The sequence below is a fragment of the Janthinobacterium sp. genome (assembly GCF_031995485.1).
GTDB lineage: Bacteria > Pseudomonadota > Gammaproteobacteria > Burkholderiales > Burkholderiaceae_D > Janthinobacterium.
Genome location: NZ_DAMAGB010000006.1, coordinates 109,240 through 122,494 on the forward strand (window position 1 = coordinate 109,240; position 13,255 = coordinate 122,494).

General features: G+C 58.1%; 17 protein-coding genes and 2 pseudogenes. 7 read left to right on the forward strand and 12 right to left on the reverse strand.

Features of this window, described 5'->3' with window-relative positions:
* The first annotated feature begins 119 nt into the window (after positions 1-119).
* Positions 120-701, forward strand: coding sequence for a TonB-dependent receptor (locus RTQ46_RS06530; protein ID WP_312435362.1), 582 nt, complete (start codon positions 120-122; stop codon positions 699-701).
* Here the strand turns inward: RTQ46_RS06530 and RTQ46_RS06535 are convergent.
* The gene (locus RTQ46_RS06535; RefSeq protein WP_312435363.1) at positions 698-1,234 is read right to left on the reverse strand and encodes a hypothetical protein; all 537 of its coding nucleotides are present in this window, start codon (positions 1,232-1,234) and stop codon (positions 698-700) included. The genes RTQ46_RS06530 and RTQ46_RS06535 overlap by 4 nt on opposite strands.
* A 946-nt stretch (positions 1,235-2,180) precedes the next feature.
* On the opposite strand from RTQ46_RS06535, the pseudogene RTQ46_RS06540 reads away from it, so the two are divergent.
* Positions 2,181-2,597: pseudogene (locus tag RTQ46_RS06540) on the forward strand (IS6 family transposase); the annotation flags it as partial.
* A 150-nt stretch (positions 2,598-2,747) separates the two neighbouring features.
* On the opposite strand, the gene RTQ46_RS06545 reads toward RTQ46_RS06540, so the two are convergent.
* Entirely contained in the window at positions 2,748-3,773 is a 1,026-nt protein-coding gene (locus tag RTQ46_RS06545) for a PoNe immunity protein domain-containing protein (protein ID WP_312435365.1), read from the reverse strand.
* A 73-nt stretch (positions 3,774-3,846) separates the two neighbouring features.
* Positions 3,847-4,041 carry a hypothetical protein gene (locus tag RTQ46_RS06550; RefSeq protein ID WP_312435367.1) on the reverse strand — a complete coding sequence of 65 codons (195 nt, stop codon included), beginning with the start codon at positions 4,039-4,041 and terminating at the stop codon, positions 3,847-3,849.
* Between the two features lie 288 nt (positions 4,042-4,329).
* Between RTQ46_RS06550 and RTQ46_RS06555 the strand changes: the two are divergent.
* The 4 genes and pseudogenes from RTQ46_RS06555 to RTQ46_RS06570 all read left to right on the forward strand — a co-directional run.
* Positions 4,330-4,401 (forward strand): annotated as a pseudogene (locus RTQ46_RS06555) (hypothetical protein); the annotation flags it as partial.
* A gap of 222 nt (positions 4,402-4,623) precedes the next feature.
* Entirely contained in the window at positions 4,624-4,992 is a 369-nt protein-coding gene (locus tag RTQ46_RS06560; RefSeq protein WP_312435368.1) for a hypothetical protein, read from the forward strand.
* Positions 4,993-5,119: 127 nt separating this feature from the next.
* The gene (locus RTQ46_RS06565) at positions 5,120-6,109 is read left to right on the forward strand and encodes a site-specific integrase (RefSeq protein ID WP_312435370.1); all 990 of its coding nucleotides are present in this window, start codon (positions 5,120-5,122) and stop codon (positions 6,107-6,109) included.
* Between the two features lie 436 nt (positions 6,110-6,545).
* Positions 6,546-6,725: a hypothetical protein gene (locus RTQ46_RS06570; RefSeq protein WP_312435371.1), complete on the forward strand. Its 180-nt coding sequence runs from the start codon at positions 6,546-6,548 to the stop codon at positions 6,723-6,725.
* A 1-nt stretch (position 6,726) separates the two neighbouring features.
* Here RTQ46_RS06570 and RTQ46_RS06575 read toward each other — a convergent pair whose 3' ends face one another.
* The 3 genes from RTQ46_RS06575 to RTQ46_RS06585 are packed head-to-tail and all read right to left on the reverse strand — an operon-like array spanning position 6,727 to position 7,550.
* The gene (locus tag RTQ46_RS06575; RefSeq protein ID WP_312435373.1) at positions 6,727-6,978 is read right to left on the reverse strand and encodes a hypothetical protein; all 252 of its coding nucleotides are present in this window, start codon (positions 6,976-6,978) and stop codon (positions 6,727-6,729) included.
* Positions 6,979-6,987: 9 nt separating this feature from the next.
* Positions 6,988-7,221 carry a hypothetical protein gene (locus RTQ46_RS06580; protein WP_312435374.1) on the reverse strand — a complete coding sequence of 78 codons (234 nt, stop codon included), beginning with the start codon at positions 7,219-7,221 and terminating at the stop codon, positions 6,988-6,990.
* Positions 7,222-7,238: 17 nt separating this feature from the next.
* Positions 7,239-7,550 carry a hypothetical protein gene (locus RTQ46_RS06585; RefSeq protein ID WP_312435375.1) on the reverse strand — a complete coding sequence of 104 codons (312 nt, stop codon included), beginning with the start codon at positions 7,548-7,550 and terminating at the stop codon, positions 7,239-7,241.
* A 505-nt stretch (positions 7,551-8,055) separates the two neighbouring features.
* On the opposite strand from RTQ46_RS06585, the gene RTQ46_RS06590 reads away from it, so the two are divergent.
* Positions 8,056-8,970: a hypothetical protein gene (locus RTQ46_RS06590; RefSeq protein ID WP_312435377.1), complete on the forward strand. Its 915-nt coding sequence runs from the start codon at positions 8,056-8,058 to the stop codon at positions 8,968-8,970.
* Between the two features lie 315 nt (positions 8,971-9,285).
* Here the strand turns inward: RTQ46_RS06590 and RTQ46_RS06595 are convergent, their stop codons facing one another.
* Genes RTQ46_RS06595 through RTQ46_RS06620 form a run of 6 tightly spaced genes read right to left on the reverse strand, consistent with a single transcriptional unit; the run spans position 9,286 to position 13,250 of the window.
* Positions 9,286-9,681, reverse strand: a complete 396-nt coding sequence (locus RTQ46_RS06595; protein ID WP_312435378.1) for a hypothetical protein — start codon at positions 9,679-9,681, stop codon at positions 9,286-9,288.
* Positions 9,678-10,262 (reverse strand): glycoside hydrolase family 19 protein, encoded by a 585-nt coding sequence (locus tag RTQ46_RS06600; RefSeq protein ID WP_312435380.1) that lies wholly within the window; start codon positions 10,260-10,262, stop codon positions 9,678-9,680. Before RTQ46_RS06600 ends, RTQ46_RS06595 begins: the two co-directional genes overlap by 4 nt.
* Positions 10,259-10,693 carry a phage holin family protein gene (locus RTQ46_RS06605; protein ID WP_312435381.1) on the reverse strand — a complete coding sequence of 145 codons (435 nt, stop codon included), beginning with the start codon at positions 10,691-10,693 and terminating at the stop codon, positions 10,259-10,261. Before RTQ46_RS06605 ends, RTQ46_RS06600 begins: the two co-directional genes overlap by 4 nt.
* Positions 10,672-11,106, reverse strand: coding sequence for a hypothetical protein (locus RTQ46_RS06610; protein ID WP_312435383.1), 435 nt, complete (start codon positions 11,104-11,106; stop codon positions 10,672-10,674). The genes RTQ46_RS06605 and RTQ46_RS06610 overlap by 22 nt, the downstream gene beginning before the upstream one ends.
* Positions 11,106-12,392, reverse strand: coding sequence for a hypothetical protein (locus RTQ46_RS06615; RefSeq protein ID WP_312435384.1), 1,287 nt, complete (start codon positions 12,390-12,392; stop codon positions 11,106-11,108). Before RTQ46_RS06615 ends, RTQ46_RS06610 begins: the two co-directional genes overlap by 1 nt.
* A 3-nt stretch (positions 12,393-12,395) precedes the next feature.
* The gene (locus RTQ46_RS06620) at positions 12,396-13,250 is read right to left on the reverse strand and encodes a hypothetical protein (protein ID WP_312435386.1); all 855 of its coding nucleotides are present in this window, start codon (positions 13,248-13,250) and stop codon (positions 12,396-12,398) included.
* Positions 13,251-13,255 lie beyond the last annotated feature (5 nt).

Below are 13,255 nucleotides of genomic sequence, written 5' to 3' on the forward strand. Positions count from 1 at the left end.
CGTGGGCCGCCGCTTCGGTCCCGACAATGCCTGGGGCCTGCGCGTCAATGGCAGCTTCCGCAACGGCGACACCAATATCGACGACGGCAAGCAGGAATTCGGCCTGATGGCGCTGGTCGGTGGATGCCCACGCGCAAAAAGAAGAGACCGAGACCTTCCGCGCCCAGACTGGCTTTCGCCCTGGCATCGCCTTTATTCCGAAGGCGCCTTCGGGCCGCCGCGCCGTCTACGATGGCGCCGATCTGGCCCTGCGCGACGCGACCATTGCCTCGCGCCTGGAATACGATTTGTCGCCGGATCTGATGCTGTACGCGGCCGCCGGCTACCACTACGGCGCCAGCGAGCAGGATTTTCCTTCTGCGCGCGGCATGGACGCGGCCGCCACGCCAGATGACGTCGGCAACACTTTGCCCCTGCCGTCACGGACCCGGGTCGATCTCGGTGCGCGCTATCGCGCCATGATCATGGGAAAACAGGGAGCGTTGCGCGCCAGCGTCGAGAACGTGTTCAACCAGAACTACTGGCTGTCGAGCAGTACACTTTTGACGGTGGGCACGGCGGCGGCACCGCGCACGGTGCTGCTGTCGGCGCAGTTTGATCTGCAATTGGCAGATAGCCGGCAGCGCCAGGGCCGCGATGCAGGCTCTTGCGCTGCCCGGCCGGCCGCAACAGGCAGACCGGCAGACCGGCATCGTCGCTAGCGGCGCTTCAGCTTCTCAGCATACTCGTACGCGGCCCCATAGAAATGCTCGAGCGCTTCGTCGAGCCGGCTGTCGAAGGCCGGATCGGTCAGATCAATCAATTCCAGCTTGCCCAGCTGTATCGCGCCGTAGGCCGAATTGCGGTTCATCGCCGCCTGCGCCAGCAGGCTGACCTTCGCATCGCCATCGACGCGCACGCCGAACTGGAACACGGGCGGGTCCTGCCGCTCGGACTGCTTCTGTTCGAACGAGAAATGCAGCGACACCACGAAGTGGCCCTCGAAGGTCTGATTGCGTATATTGGCCACGCCACCGGCAGCGTCGATGGCGGCGACCTCCACATTCAGCCGTGCCACCACCCTGTCGACCACCACCTTGGCCCTGGCCGCATACTTCGCCTTCTCGATCGCCTGCTGTTCAAGCGCCCGAGCAGCCTCAGCGGCCAGGGCCTTTTTCCTGTTCTCCAAGGCTTCGATCGTACGCTGGAATACCGACATGCCGCCTCCATGAATAAAACGCTCGAAATCAATCATATCCCAGGATCTTCAGGCGCGTCGGGCCGCTTCCAGTGAGCCATCCGCAGGCAAACGGGAACCCGGGAGCAGTGATGCAAAAGTGGTAATTGGATAGAAACTGCGATGATGGCTAGCGGATACTATTTCTCCGGCGAACGTCACGCACTATTCGCGCTACCGAAGCGCGCAATGGCGAGCAGCGCGCCTGGTCAGATAAATTACACCAAAAATCGCGCAGGCATAAAAAAGCCGACCACATGTTGTGTCGGCTTTAATATAAGTACTTGATGATACAGTGAATTCTTGGTGGGGTATGTGGACTATTAAAGATAGACGGCGGTGGGGAGACGCTTACGATTCGCGCGACCTTGAGAACCTAAATAGCCGCATCGCAGTGCTTGTAACTTCGGCATCTGAAGTTCTTGCTTTTGACCATACAGGAGGTCTGATCTGGGAGCAGTCGCCGCTTGGGATCGGCGGTGTAGTCCTTCAGGATGCGAGCGCGGATCGGATTCGTGGTGATGGTGAATGGGACCCACCAGGCGGCTGGCGCCCATTTAGCCTAGTTCCAGAGTCAGGAGCAATACTTCAATGACCGGTATGGGGCGAAGGCAGCCTGCCGATGCAACTGCTAGATTTTTACCCTGGCAACCTGCTATGCTGGGCCGAACGACCGGGTTTGGCCAAATCCGGCCTGTGGGAAATCATATAGCTAATCGCAGCTATTTTGAAAACGTCGCAGCTATTTCTAAAAGTCACAATGACGCTGACGATGCGAATCGGTGCCGATTTAAGGCGCCAATGAAGTGACACATTTCCTTTCCTTGCGTCCCAGTTGACGCAATTGCTTTCCAGATTCGGTAAGCCATTGAAAAAATTAATAAATTTCGAATTTTCCGAGACCAAAAAGATGGATTGACACATTTACCCTCGCAAAAGTGACACGTTCGCTTTCCACTACGTCTGGAAATACCTCTACCGCGCTGTCGACAAGCAGGGCAAGACCATCGACTTCCTGCTGACGGCGAAGCGCTTCTTCGACAAGGCCATGGGAGCAAATGGCGATCCGGACAAGGTCGCAATGGACAAGAGCGGCGCCAACAAGGCGGCGATCGATGCGATCAACGCCGGCCGCGATGTGCCGATCCTGATGCGCCAGGTTAAATACCTCAACAATATCGTCGAGCAGGATCATCGCGCCATCAAGCGAGTGACCAGGCCGATGCTCAACTTCAAATCGTTCTGGTCCGCTGGCTCCGTGCTCGCCGGCATCGAACTGATACACATGATTCGCAAGGGCCAGTTCGCCATCGACGGCGCCGATGCGATGTCGTTCGCCGATCAATTTTATGCGCTCGCAGGAATGGTCCGCCCAGTTTGAGCGCCGTAGTGCCTTTCCGGGGAAATTCCGCCGTTTGATCAACAACGCGACACAACCTGTTCCTGCTGCCATGGTTGACCGGCTACCCGTCACAATTCAAACTTGTCCAGCATAACGGCGATGCGCATGCCGGTCAGCCTGGCATGCTGGCTATTGCTGCGCACTCCAATGCCAAATTGTTTCTCCATATGCCGAATCACCAAAAACCGGCATTTTTTCGCCTTGCTCAAAATGGCTGCGGCTGTGTAATTTTGCCGGCGTCTCCCAATAGCCAGTTTGAGGGCAGGGCTGACCGCCTTTGACTCTGGCCATGCCGGTCACGGCTTCTGCTTCCAGACTCGTATGGCGGTCTTCTTCCCATAATTTTCGCGCGTAGTCAGCCAGATCCTTCGGGTAAACCAGATGGTCAATCTGGATGTCGTCCAGATCAAGTATGAACACGGTCGCTGCCGCTTCAAACGCCCAGTAGCCATAATATGCGGCATACCCTTCCTCGCTGACCTTGAGATGTTCGTCGTACCAGCGGGGGTGATTTTTCATGGCCGGATACCATTGTTTCAAATATTTTTGCAGCAGTTTGAGGGAACCAGTTTCATCATCTTCGTTGAAAACCTGAAGCAAAGTATCATATAGCTTGCCGATAATGCAGGTGTCCAGGTCTTGCCTGTCCTCGACATATGCGCCGATCAGTTGCTCGAATAGTCCATCCTGGCCCCGGTGGCTGCGCAGCACGTCGATAATACGCCGTACCGAACGCTGATCGCGCACCAGTATGGCGATGCTGAGCAGCTGCAGGGTGTCTTCATAATCGGAAAGGATGGAAAACTGAGGCGCCCCCTCATATTCGTATGCGCCATACTCCGGGAGTTCGAGTGCAGTTTCCTGTTGATAGAGTTGATCGATTTGATTCCACTCTTCAAATTTATCGACGATTTCCGCGATGCGTGGTGCCAGCGCATCGATAGGCTCGCCCGCCGTATAGTCGAGCATCCATATCCAGAACAGTTCCAGATACAAAAAATGATGAACGGAAGAATTTTCCTGCAGCGAATCGACCACTCTTTTATTTTCAAGTTCCACATCCAGTATGGCGAGCTGGTTCTTTCTTGTTTTAATATACAGGTCTTCGTATAGAAATTGTTGTCGGCGACGCTGGTGAAATGGCAGCATTTCCATTGCTATTTTCTCCTGGTTTTTTTGTCTGAAATTGATGTGCTGGAGTTTTTATTTTTTTCCATCGATTTTTTTTTCAGCAGGTCATTTTTTGACGATAATTTAGTGGCCAGCTTGCGCTGAGCAGCAGGCCGCTGCCGTGGCCGAGCAAGGTCGCCTGGCTGATCTGGCCGAAATAGCTGCGGCAGCGACTCCTGCTGTCTGCCATCCAGTGCACCTCGAAGTGCGCGAAACGGCGACTGTAGGCCAACCCACGTTGCGCCTCGGCCAAATCGGCGAGCGCCTTGGCTTTGCCCTTACCGCCGAGTTTCTGGCTTCACTGGGATTTGCCCATGCAGCCACCGACCGCGCCGCCAAGCTGTATCACGAAAGCTCGTTCCCATCGATGTGCGCAGCACTGACCCGCCACATCAGCGCCGTACAAGCCAAGCAAGCCGTTTAAACCATTGCCAACCACCAGGAGATACTCGTGAGCACCCTTCCCCAAGTCGTTATGCAGTAGGTCGAGTCCAGCCAGTTTGCAGCCATCGGCCATGCGCCAGAACTGAACCTGCTGGCCATCCAGTTCCACCCGAAGAAGTCGACCGGCCAGAGCGACATTTACCACTACCAGAATTTCAACGCCGATCTGTTCGCTGAATTCCTGGGCGCCGAGTCGCAGGGCTCGTTCTTCATCCAGCGCATCAAGAAGTTCGCCAACCAGTTCCCCTACTCGAAAATCGATCAGGCGGCATTCAATCATACCGCGCCGCAGCCGGCCGTCAAACCGGCCAGCCTGACCGAAGCACCGCCGGCCAAGCTGAGCAAAGAACTGCTGGCCGGTCTGCTGACGGGCCGCGAATACGGCAACGAAATGCTGAAGGAAGAGGAAATGCAGGCCAAAGCGGCTGGCCTGATCGTGATCTTCGGCGCCAGAGACGACCTGATGGAGTTCCGTGGCTTCGTGGACGATGAGCGCGGCGCGCCGACCGTGGCGCTTATCGACGCCAAGGGCGTACTGCCATTCCGCGAGGATATCGAGCACGACGACGAAGCGCTCAAAGACTATTTCGCCCGGGCGCCACAGGTGCGCGCCGTCGATGCCCTGTGGGCCAAGGAAGAAGGCTACAGCTGGACCTACCGCACCGACGTCCCACACGTCACCTTCGAAATCGTGGACGACGGCGAGCCGTACTGCCGCAGCATCGTGATCGACGCGGCCGACCTGGGCGGCGCAGCATGACCTCCCGCGCCGAACGCCAGGCACAGGCGACTGCCAAGCTCCAGGCCGCATGCGACAAGTTCAACGCTGCACACCAGATCGGTGCCGCCGTCAGTGTCGAGCTGGACAGCGGCGAGATCCGCCAGATATGCCTGCATCGTGGGCGGTTGATGGCGCGTACAACTCCGAACATGAGAGCGGCCTCGATCTGCTCATGCTGCCGCTGGGTATGCTCGACGGTAAGCCTGTCTTCACCGGCGACGCGATCGAGGACGGTCCTGGCGACTGGACGCCCGGCGTCGCGCACGCAGCAAACCGCAACTTCACGAACTGCCGCTGGCCGGCGCCGCCGCGTACGTATCCGGTGACGCTGATAGCGGCTGCCGAGCTGGATGCTGCATGGACTGGTGCCGAAGCTCTTCGGCGCGTCGCCAACGCCGCCCTGCGCCACGCCATTGACGCCGGCCAACTGATCGAGCCGGGCGACCGTGCTGCACGGGATATGGCCGTGGCCGTTGCGGTGCGCAATGTAGCGCAGTCGGCCCGGCCGCTGGCGCGCGGCTATGACCTGAGCGAGGACGCCAGCGAGCTTGTCGCGCGCATCGCCCAGCTGGACCTCGCCGTCATCATCGCCGCAATCAAGCGGGAAGTCTTTTTGAGCGTTGAAGAAGTGCGCATGATCGCGGAGCATTGCACCGAACAGGCGCAAGCGACAATATGGGCAGCCCTGCTAACAGGTGCGCGGCGTGGGGAGCTATTCCAAATTCGCCGGGAAGATATTGGCGTCGATAGCATCAGGCTTCCAGCAAGCCATACAAAAACGCTGAAGACACGCGTGATCCCGATCATTCCCGCGTTGCGGCCGTGGCTTAAACATTTCCCGCTCACAATCACAGTCGACGGACTGAAGTCGTCATGGCGCAGGGCCAGGGTAAAGACACGCATGGAGCATGTGAATTTCCACGACTTGCGGCACTCTTGCGCGAGCATTATGCTCGGCCTGGGCGTTGACCTTTATACGATCAGCAAAATTCTCGGCCACAGCAACGTTCAAACGACGCAGCGGTATGCCCACCTACAGATCGATGCTCAACGGGCGGCGCTCGACAAGCTATCTGCGCTGGTTCAGAAAAAGTAAATCACACCCGGAAATCACACCCACAAAAAAAGCCGCCTGTCGATGATTGGCGGCTTTGATGTAAGCTATTGATTTTAAAGCGAATTCTTGGTGGGAAGTGCAAGTTTCGAACTTGCGACCCCTGCAGTGTGAATGCCTTTGCGCATCTGCCTGCGCAGTGCTCTCATAGGGGGCGTTCGCCGAATAGACACCAGTGACACCCCTTGAATTGCACTGGATTACACTGCGAATTACACTGGGTTTTACGTGAGCCACGAAGTGACGTACCTCAAGCCCAAACCAACGCACTTAGCCATAATGACTTAAGTATAACGTTCTTGGCGGATCAGTGCCCACATCTCACTCATTATATGGAGCACTTCTTTTCATCGTGCTGACGCAGCAAGGTTGCGGAGCGGCATTTCCGCGAGCGCTCCCGCGACCCGGCGTTATTGACATGAACAGCTTCGCCCTCGCCGCCCGCTACGGCACGCCCTCCAGCTATCAACACCAGGGTGAATACCTGCAACTGAACTATGGCAGCGCGGCGGCCGACTGCCAAGTCATCGTGCTGGTCGACCAGGAGCAGCGCGTCGCCGGCTGGGCCAGCGTCGGCAAGGCGTGCGCGGCACCCTGATCTATTCAGGCTTTGTCGGCGGCAGCCGCATGACGACCATGTAACCGCCATCCAGCTGCACACGCAGCGAAGCGCGAAGCAGGCCTGGCATGCCGACAGGCGGCCCCAAGCTTCGATCCAACTGATCGGCTGTCGCCGCAATCTGCCGCAGGCGCCGCACCTCCCACAGCAGCGCGAGCACGTCGGGCGAGTCGTTCCGCCCCTGAATCTCTTTCAACTGCTCGATGCTGAGCGGTGCTCGAGTCCTACTCATTGCAGACTCTCATCGCACAATTCGATCATTCCATTCCAGCTCTGCAATGGATGGCTCCTCGTCAAGGCCGGCACGTAAAATATCACGGATCGTCTCTACTGCATCGTCAGTCGGCCCCAAACTGCGCTCCAGTTGGTCTGCCCTAGATACGATTGCGCGCAGGCGCCTGATCTCCCGCAGCACGGCAAGCATGTCCGGCGAATCGCTGCGGAGCCGGATCTCCACCAACTCGACTGTAGTCAAGGGCTTTCGAAAATTGCTCATGACCGCACCGGTCGGACGCTCATGGCATCGATTGCCGCCTCAGGCAAAGCCAGATCCAGTGCGCAAAGCCAAGACTGCGCATACTCGACCACATGCCCCTCCGCGTTCGTTATTCGCTCGAAACCGGCCAAAGTGAATTTTCCGTCGTTCGCCCATACGATGTGCGGATCAAGTAGCTCCATATAGGGGCCTGGTCTGCCAGGCTGCATAAGCCGCGCCACCTTCACAGGGCGCCGCAGCCCCTGATCGGTCACGTCCATGACGACCAGCATCCCGTAGTGCTTGACGGTGTACCGGTCGTTCAGCATGCGGCGCTCTACAGCCACCCCAGCTGAACGCATCTTAATCACTCTTATCTTCATAGTACCAACTAATAATACTGTATATGCATACAGTATATCGAAATGATGCGAGTTGTACAGTAAACAAAATTGAGTGCGGTGATTGTGTTTGTGTAGCGCAACCCGTTTAATCTCCAGCGCAGCGACGATATATCTAATACTGAACGGCGGCAAAAATTGCGCCGGGACGGCGCGGGACCCGCACCGCACGGCGTGCTGACGATGCAACCGTTGAGTATTTCGATAGAGCTTATCGACCGCTGCCAAAACTTCGTGCTACACGGTAGCAAAGCGTGTTACCTGCTGCATAACTATGCTGAAGATTAGCTGGACGCTTGAGAGTCTCTGGCGGGGCATCATCTGAGCGAATTGCTAAAGGTGAGTTCTCAGAACCACGTGAGCGTTACAATTCGAGAGAGTTCCCATGCGTAATAATCTATAAAATGGCACGCCCTATTACAACGATTCCACCATGGACAAACTTCTACTAACAGCCTTTCTTTCGTCACTTGCTGGCTTCCTAACAGCTATCCTAAGTATAGTGAAGTTGGTAAATGAAAAAGAAAGCAAGACATCTGAATACCGTCAAGCTTGGACTGATTCTGCCAGAAAGTCCCTAGCTGACTTAGTTGGCCTAATAAATACGCTTGCCAGCCTCAGTTGGAATATCATGAAGGATGCAGATACCATGGAAAGTGCCATGCTATCGTCAATTGAGAATTCAAAAGATGAAAACGTAGAATTATTCAAAAAATTTATGCAGGATAAAATTCAAAATCAACATGCTACGAGAAGAGAGATAACCAGGGATTTACATCAAACCTATGCAATGACAAGGTTACATTTTAGGCTAAATGACCATGATTTTGGAAAAATTGAACAGAGTTTCCCTCATATCTATACAATGCTAGAAAGTCTAGCTACAGAAGACGACAGTGAAAAGCGCACTAAATTAAAGGAGAAAATACATGCTGCGGCTGATGAGCTTATTGTATACTCTCGAATATTGCTAAAAACTGAATGGGAAATAGTAAAGAAAGGCGAAAAAGCATTCTTGCAAACAAAGCGTTGGACTATCTATGGATCTATCGTCATGCTATTTATCCTAGTTTCCATTGGAATCCACGCGGCCATTTCGATGTGGAAAGATGACATTAAAAAACCAAACGAGCAAAATTTTCAACAAACCCCAACTTTACTCGCTCCAAGAACACTGGAATCCGCCCAGACATTTACTCAGCCAATCATCAACAATACGACACCTCTTCCCATTCAAATAACCAACTCGGCTTGGTGTGGAAATGCTGTTCCGCAACAGAATAGAGCTGCTTTAGCGCCAACGCCTAAGTCCTCTATAGCCCCTACGCCGGAATGCGCTCAAAAATAATTTATTCACAGCCAGTAACGATCGCTTCGAGCTGCGTTTGATATTTTCGACCGACTAGCCAGTCCCGTGCCAACGCAAGGACGATCTCACCATCTGTCGCTGGAGACGGCAGCTTGTCAAATTCGTAAGCTGGGCGCACTGGCACCTCGCCGATGCACGGCACTATCACTGGCACCTCGATACGAACCGGCGCGGGCGGCGCGGTGCTGCAGCCGGCCAGCAGCATGGCAGCAATAAGTCCAGCAGCGCGACCAGCGCCCAAAAATGAGCATCCATGCGGTGCGCAAGCCTGTTTGGCCTGATTTGAGCAGCGCCTCATCGCACATCCTCCAGCATGCGTCGCACGGCCGGCATCGCCTCATCGCAGGTCGTGGCGCGCGCACCGGCCAGCTGCGCCTGTGCCGCAACGTACTTCCTGCCTGCAGCCGCCGCGGCGACCTGCGCTGCCTCGCCGCGCTGCTGGGCCGCCAGCGTGGCAGCGGCCATGCCCTCGACGGCCCGGTTCTGCTCGGCGATCGATGCACGCAGGCCAGCGCTGACGCCCTGCTCTGCCTGCAGCGCCGCCCGCGCCAAGTCGCGGTCGCCAGCGGCCATCCACCAGCCGGTGCCGGCAACGCCGGTCACCACCAGCAACATGGCAGCCAGCAAGATCACGGCCGCCTTCCAGACGCCGCCGACTGCAGCGCCGGCCAGCGCGCTGGCGCCGCTCACGCCAGCACCCGCTGCGCCACCTTGAAATACGCCAGGCGCTCGGCCAGCCCGTTCGTGCCGCCATTGATCCGACGCGTCACAGCGACCTGGTCGCCGGCGTCGGCCAGCACGTTCAGGCCGCGCGACTGCCAGAACCAGCCGGCCGAGCGGCAGGCGTTGACGGTCTGCTCGAGCAGCGCCGGCTGCGCCAGCAGGTCCAGGCCCAGGGCCTTGCCGCAGGCGGTGTAGTTGGTGCGTCCGGTGATCTGAATCAAGCCACGGCCACGGTAGCGCGAGCCATCACCCGCCTGGGAGTTGCCCAGGTCGAATGGCAGCTGATTGCGATCGGTCCGCGCGCGTGGCGGCCAGGCTGCCGTGGCGTCACGCTCGTAGCGCAGCTGCGACGGCGTCGGGCCCCACAGCTCGCGCACGTAGACCAGCTGGCCAGATTCGTGAGCCAGCTGGGCCAGGAACGAAGCGGCGCGCGCCGGCGTGTTGATGCCGAATTCCGCCATGGCGGCGTTGAGCGCGGGCAAAAAAATACCCGCTTTGGAGCGGGCATTGGGCATGATGGTGATGAGTTGCTGAAGGGTCAGGTTCATGGCAGGCTTTCAGGTGGTGGTGATGGTGGGCCGCCGAAGCGGCTAAGTTTGGCCAGGCCGGCAGCCAAGTAGGCTTCGAGTACTCGAGCACCGCCGAATCCAGCAAGCGGGATCAGGCCCGCCTGCAGCAGGATCGGCACTTCCTGCCAGGCAGACAGGAAATAGGTGACCAGGCCGGCCAGCAGCGATAGCAGCAGATCGCTCGACACTTCCAGCGGCACGGACTTGATTGTGATGGTCGGGCTGGCGATCTTGCGCAGCGTCGCCGCAGCGCCGCCGATCAGGGCCAGCACCACGGCAACGGCCACGGCCGCCGGTGGAATACTCGACAAGTCACTGCCGAACGTGGCTTGCGCCGCAGCGGCGCCGGCGCTCCAGAAGCAGCCGAGCCATACCCAGCAGATTTTCTTCAATTGCAGACTGTCGAGCATTGGTTGTCCTTATTGCGTTGGTGGGCGTCGATGAACGCAATAAACATGATTGTGGCGGCGTTCCACAGGTAATAGGCCAGCAGGCCTCCGCTGCGTAGGTTGAAAAACTCGACATAAAGCTGCGCGATGTAGCAAAACGCCAGGGCGGCCAGAATGTAATGGCGCTGGCGTCGGCCAATACGCCAGTGGAAGCGCTCGGGCATGAAGTCGTTGATGACCGCATCGAGCAGCGCGGCGGCGCCAACGGCCATCAGCAGCCATATCAGCACGGCGCCGTCGCGCGTCGACGCCACCAGGTGCATCAGCGAACGCGGGTCGGTCATGGCCACGTACCAGGTCACAATGGCATTGCCGCCGACGTACATGCGGAAAACGGAGCCGGCGCGATCGACGCCGGTGTGAGGGGCGCGCATCACGCCACCTTCACGATAATCCGGGCGCGGCCGTCTTCCTCGATCGCGATCACCCGCCCGATGGCGCTCATGTACTGATCGAGCGTCATATCGCCGCGATCGACAGCCTGGCCGACAATGCCCTCGCCGTCTCGGACCGGCACGATGTACTGGCCAGGCGCGGCGCCGAGCACGTTGACCGGCACCTGGCCAGCAAATGCAATACGGTCTACCGTCTGACGCCGCTGCTCCAGAGCTACATCGAATGCGGCGAGCGCCGAGGCATGCGCTTCTTCCTTGGCGGCCCATTCGGCGTCCGTGTCACCAGATGCTGTGACGATGCTGCGAAACACTGCAGCTACAGCGTCCGTGCCACTGGTCGGGTCTGCCGGCACGGCCGGGCTGACCATCTCCTGCTCGATCGATGGAAGAACGCGGGCAGGCGCAACCGGGCGCGCGCCCAGGTCCTGCGCCCATGAGTCGCCGCCGACCATGCAGGGGCTGGTCGATTTGACCATGAACGCAATGGCGCGGTTCCACTTGTCGGTGAGCCGGCCGTCGGCGTCGATACCAACGATCTGCCCCGGCGCGATCGTGCCGCAAAGCAGCGCCTTGATGAGGTATTCAGCATAGTCGGCGCCGCTGGCGTTGACGGTGCCGCCTGCGTTGATACTGCGCCCGGTGGTAGTGTCGGAAGCAATGCTTAACGCACAGGCGGCTGCTGACCCTGTGGAACCGGCAGACACGTAAAACAGTGCGCTATTAGGTATTCTGACATTAGGTTGGCCCTGCGATTGATTCACTCCTGCAATAACACTCTCTGGCCCTGATCGCGCAACAGGCCCGAACTGACAGACAGGACCTCTTACCAGACCAGTTGCCGTTACCTCTCCCCGACCCGAGAACGTTATCAAATCATTTGTAAATACGCCCGAACCTGTGTCAAAAGCCCGCAGCTTGATTAGATAGCCTTCTTTATACAACGTACCATTAGCACTGTTAGTCAGCCATGAGAAGCAACCGTCAAAAGCGAACCCTGACGCACCGGCCACCGCAAACCTCGCAACTTCATTATCGCTGCCAGCTGGCGTCACTGAAGGCACTCCACTGATAAAGGTATGACTAGGCCTTGTCATGTTGCCACTCGCTACTACTACAGCACTTATGGCACTGCTGCTAGTGACTGGGCCGCTCAGGTTCCCGCCGGTCAGCGGCAGCGCGTTATACGGCCCTGCCGCAAAGGCATCCCACATCTGGTTCAGCACCTCGACCACGTTTTTCATGCCGGCGTAAAATTTTGATGCCATTTTTTAGATCCCTTCGATTTGGAGTGGTGCAGAATAGGTTTCGTAATACGGGGTGCTGACGGCATCCAGATTGGCAACACGCCCGTACAGCATGTGGTCCTGCTCCAGCAGCGGATCAGGATTTTCCGGGAACAGGCTGAACAGCAGTGGTCGAACGGGGCCGCATTCACGCAGGATGCGCATCAGCCGCGCTCGATCGTCGGCCGGCAGGTGTCCGAGGTTGATGCTCAGTTTTTCGCTGCTGACGCCCACTGCTGTTTTGGCCGTGCCTGCGGCCGTGCGATAGACCTCGGTCGTGTCCTGCATCTGCAGGCTGGCGCCATACTCAGCATTGTTCTCGGGCGACCAGTAATTGCCGGCCACCAGGCGCGACACCTCGATGTAGGCCTCAGGCAGGTCCGGACAAGACACATCGATCACCAGGCGGCTTACGAATACGGGCGCGAACCAGGCCACAGCGTCGCCGCCACCACCGCGCGCCCAGGTATTCGTGCCGCCCCATGCATAGGCGTTCCAGCCGAGCGGCAGCTCGCCGAACGGATAGGATTCCAGCGGTGCCTCCGGACAGGGCATCATCCAGCCCGTGTCGAGCGCTGGTACAACGTCGCCCGGCTGGCCGTAGCCGCGCACGCGCATGCGCGCGCCGCTGGTCATATTGGTGAAAATCAGCGCCACGCAGGCGATGCATTCCTGCGCCGGCCAAGTTGCGGTAACGGTCTGCTGCAGGCCGGCGGCGCGCAGCACGGCGCTTTTGCGGTCGAGCTGGAGGTTGGCCGGGCCCAGCGCACCGGCTTGGCTCGATGCGGTCAGCACTGCGCGGTCGGCGGCGTTGTCGTGGATGATGCGGAGATTGGGCATTCCGT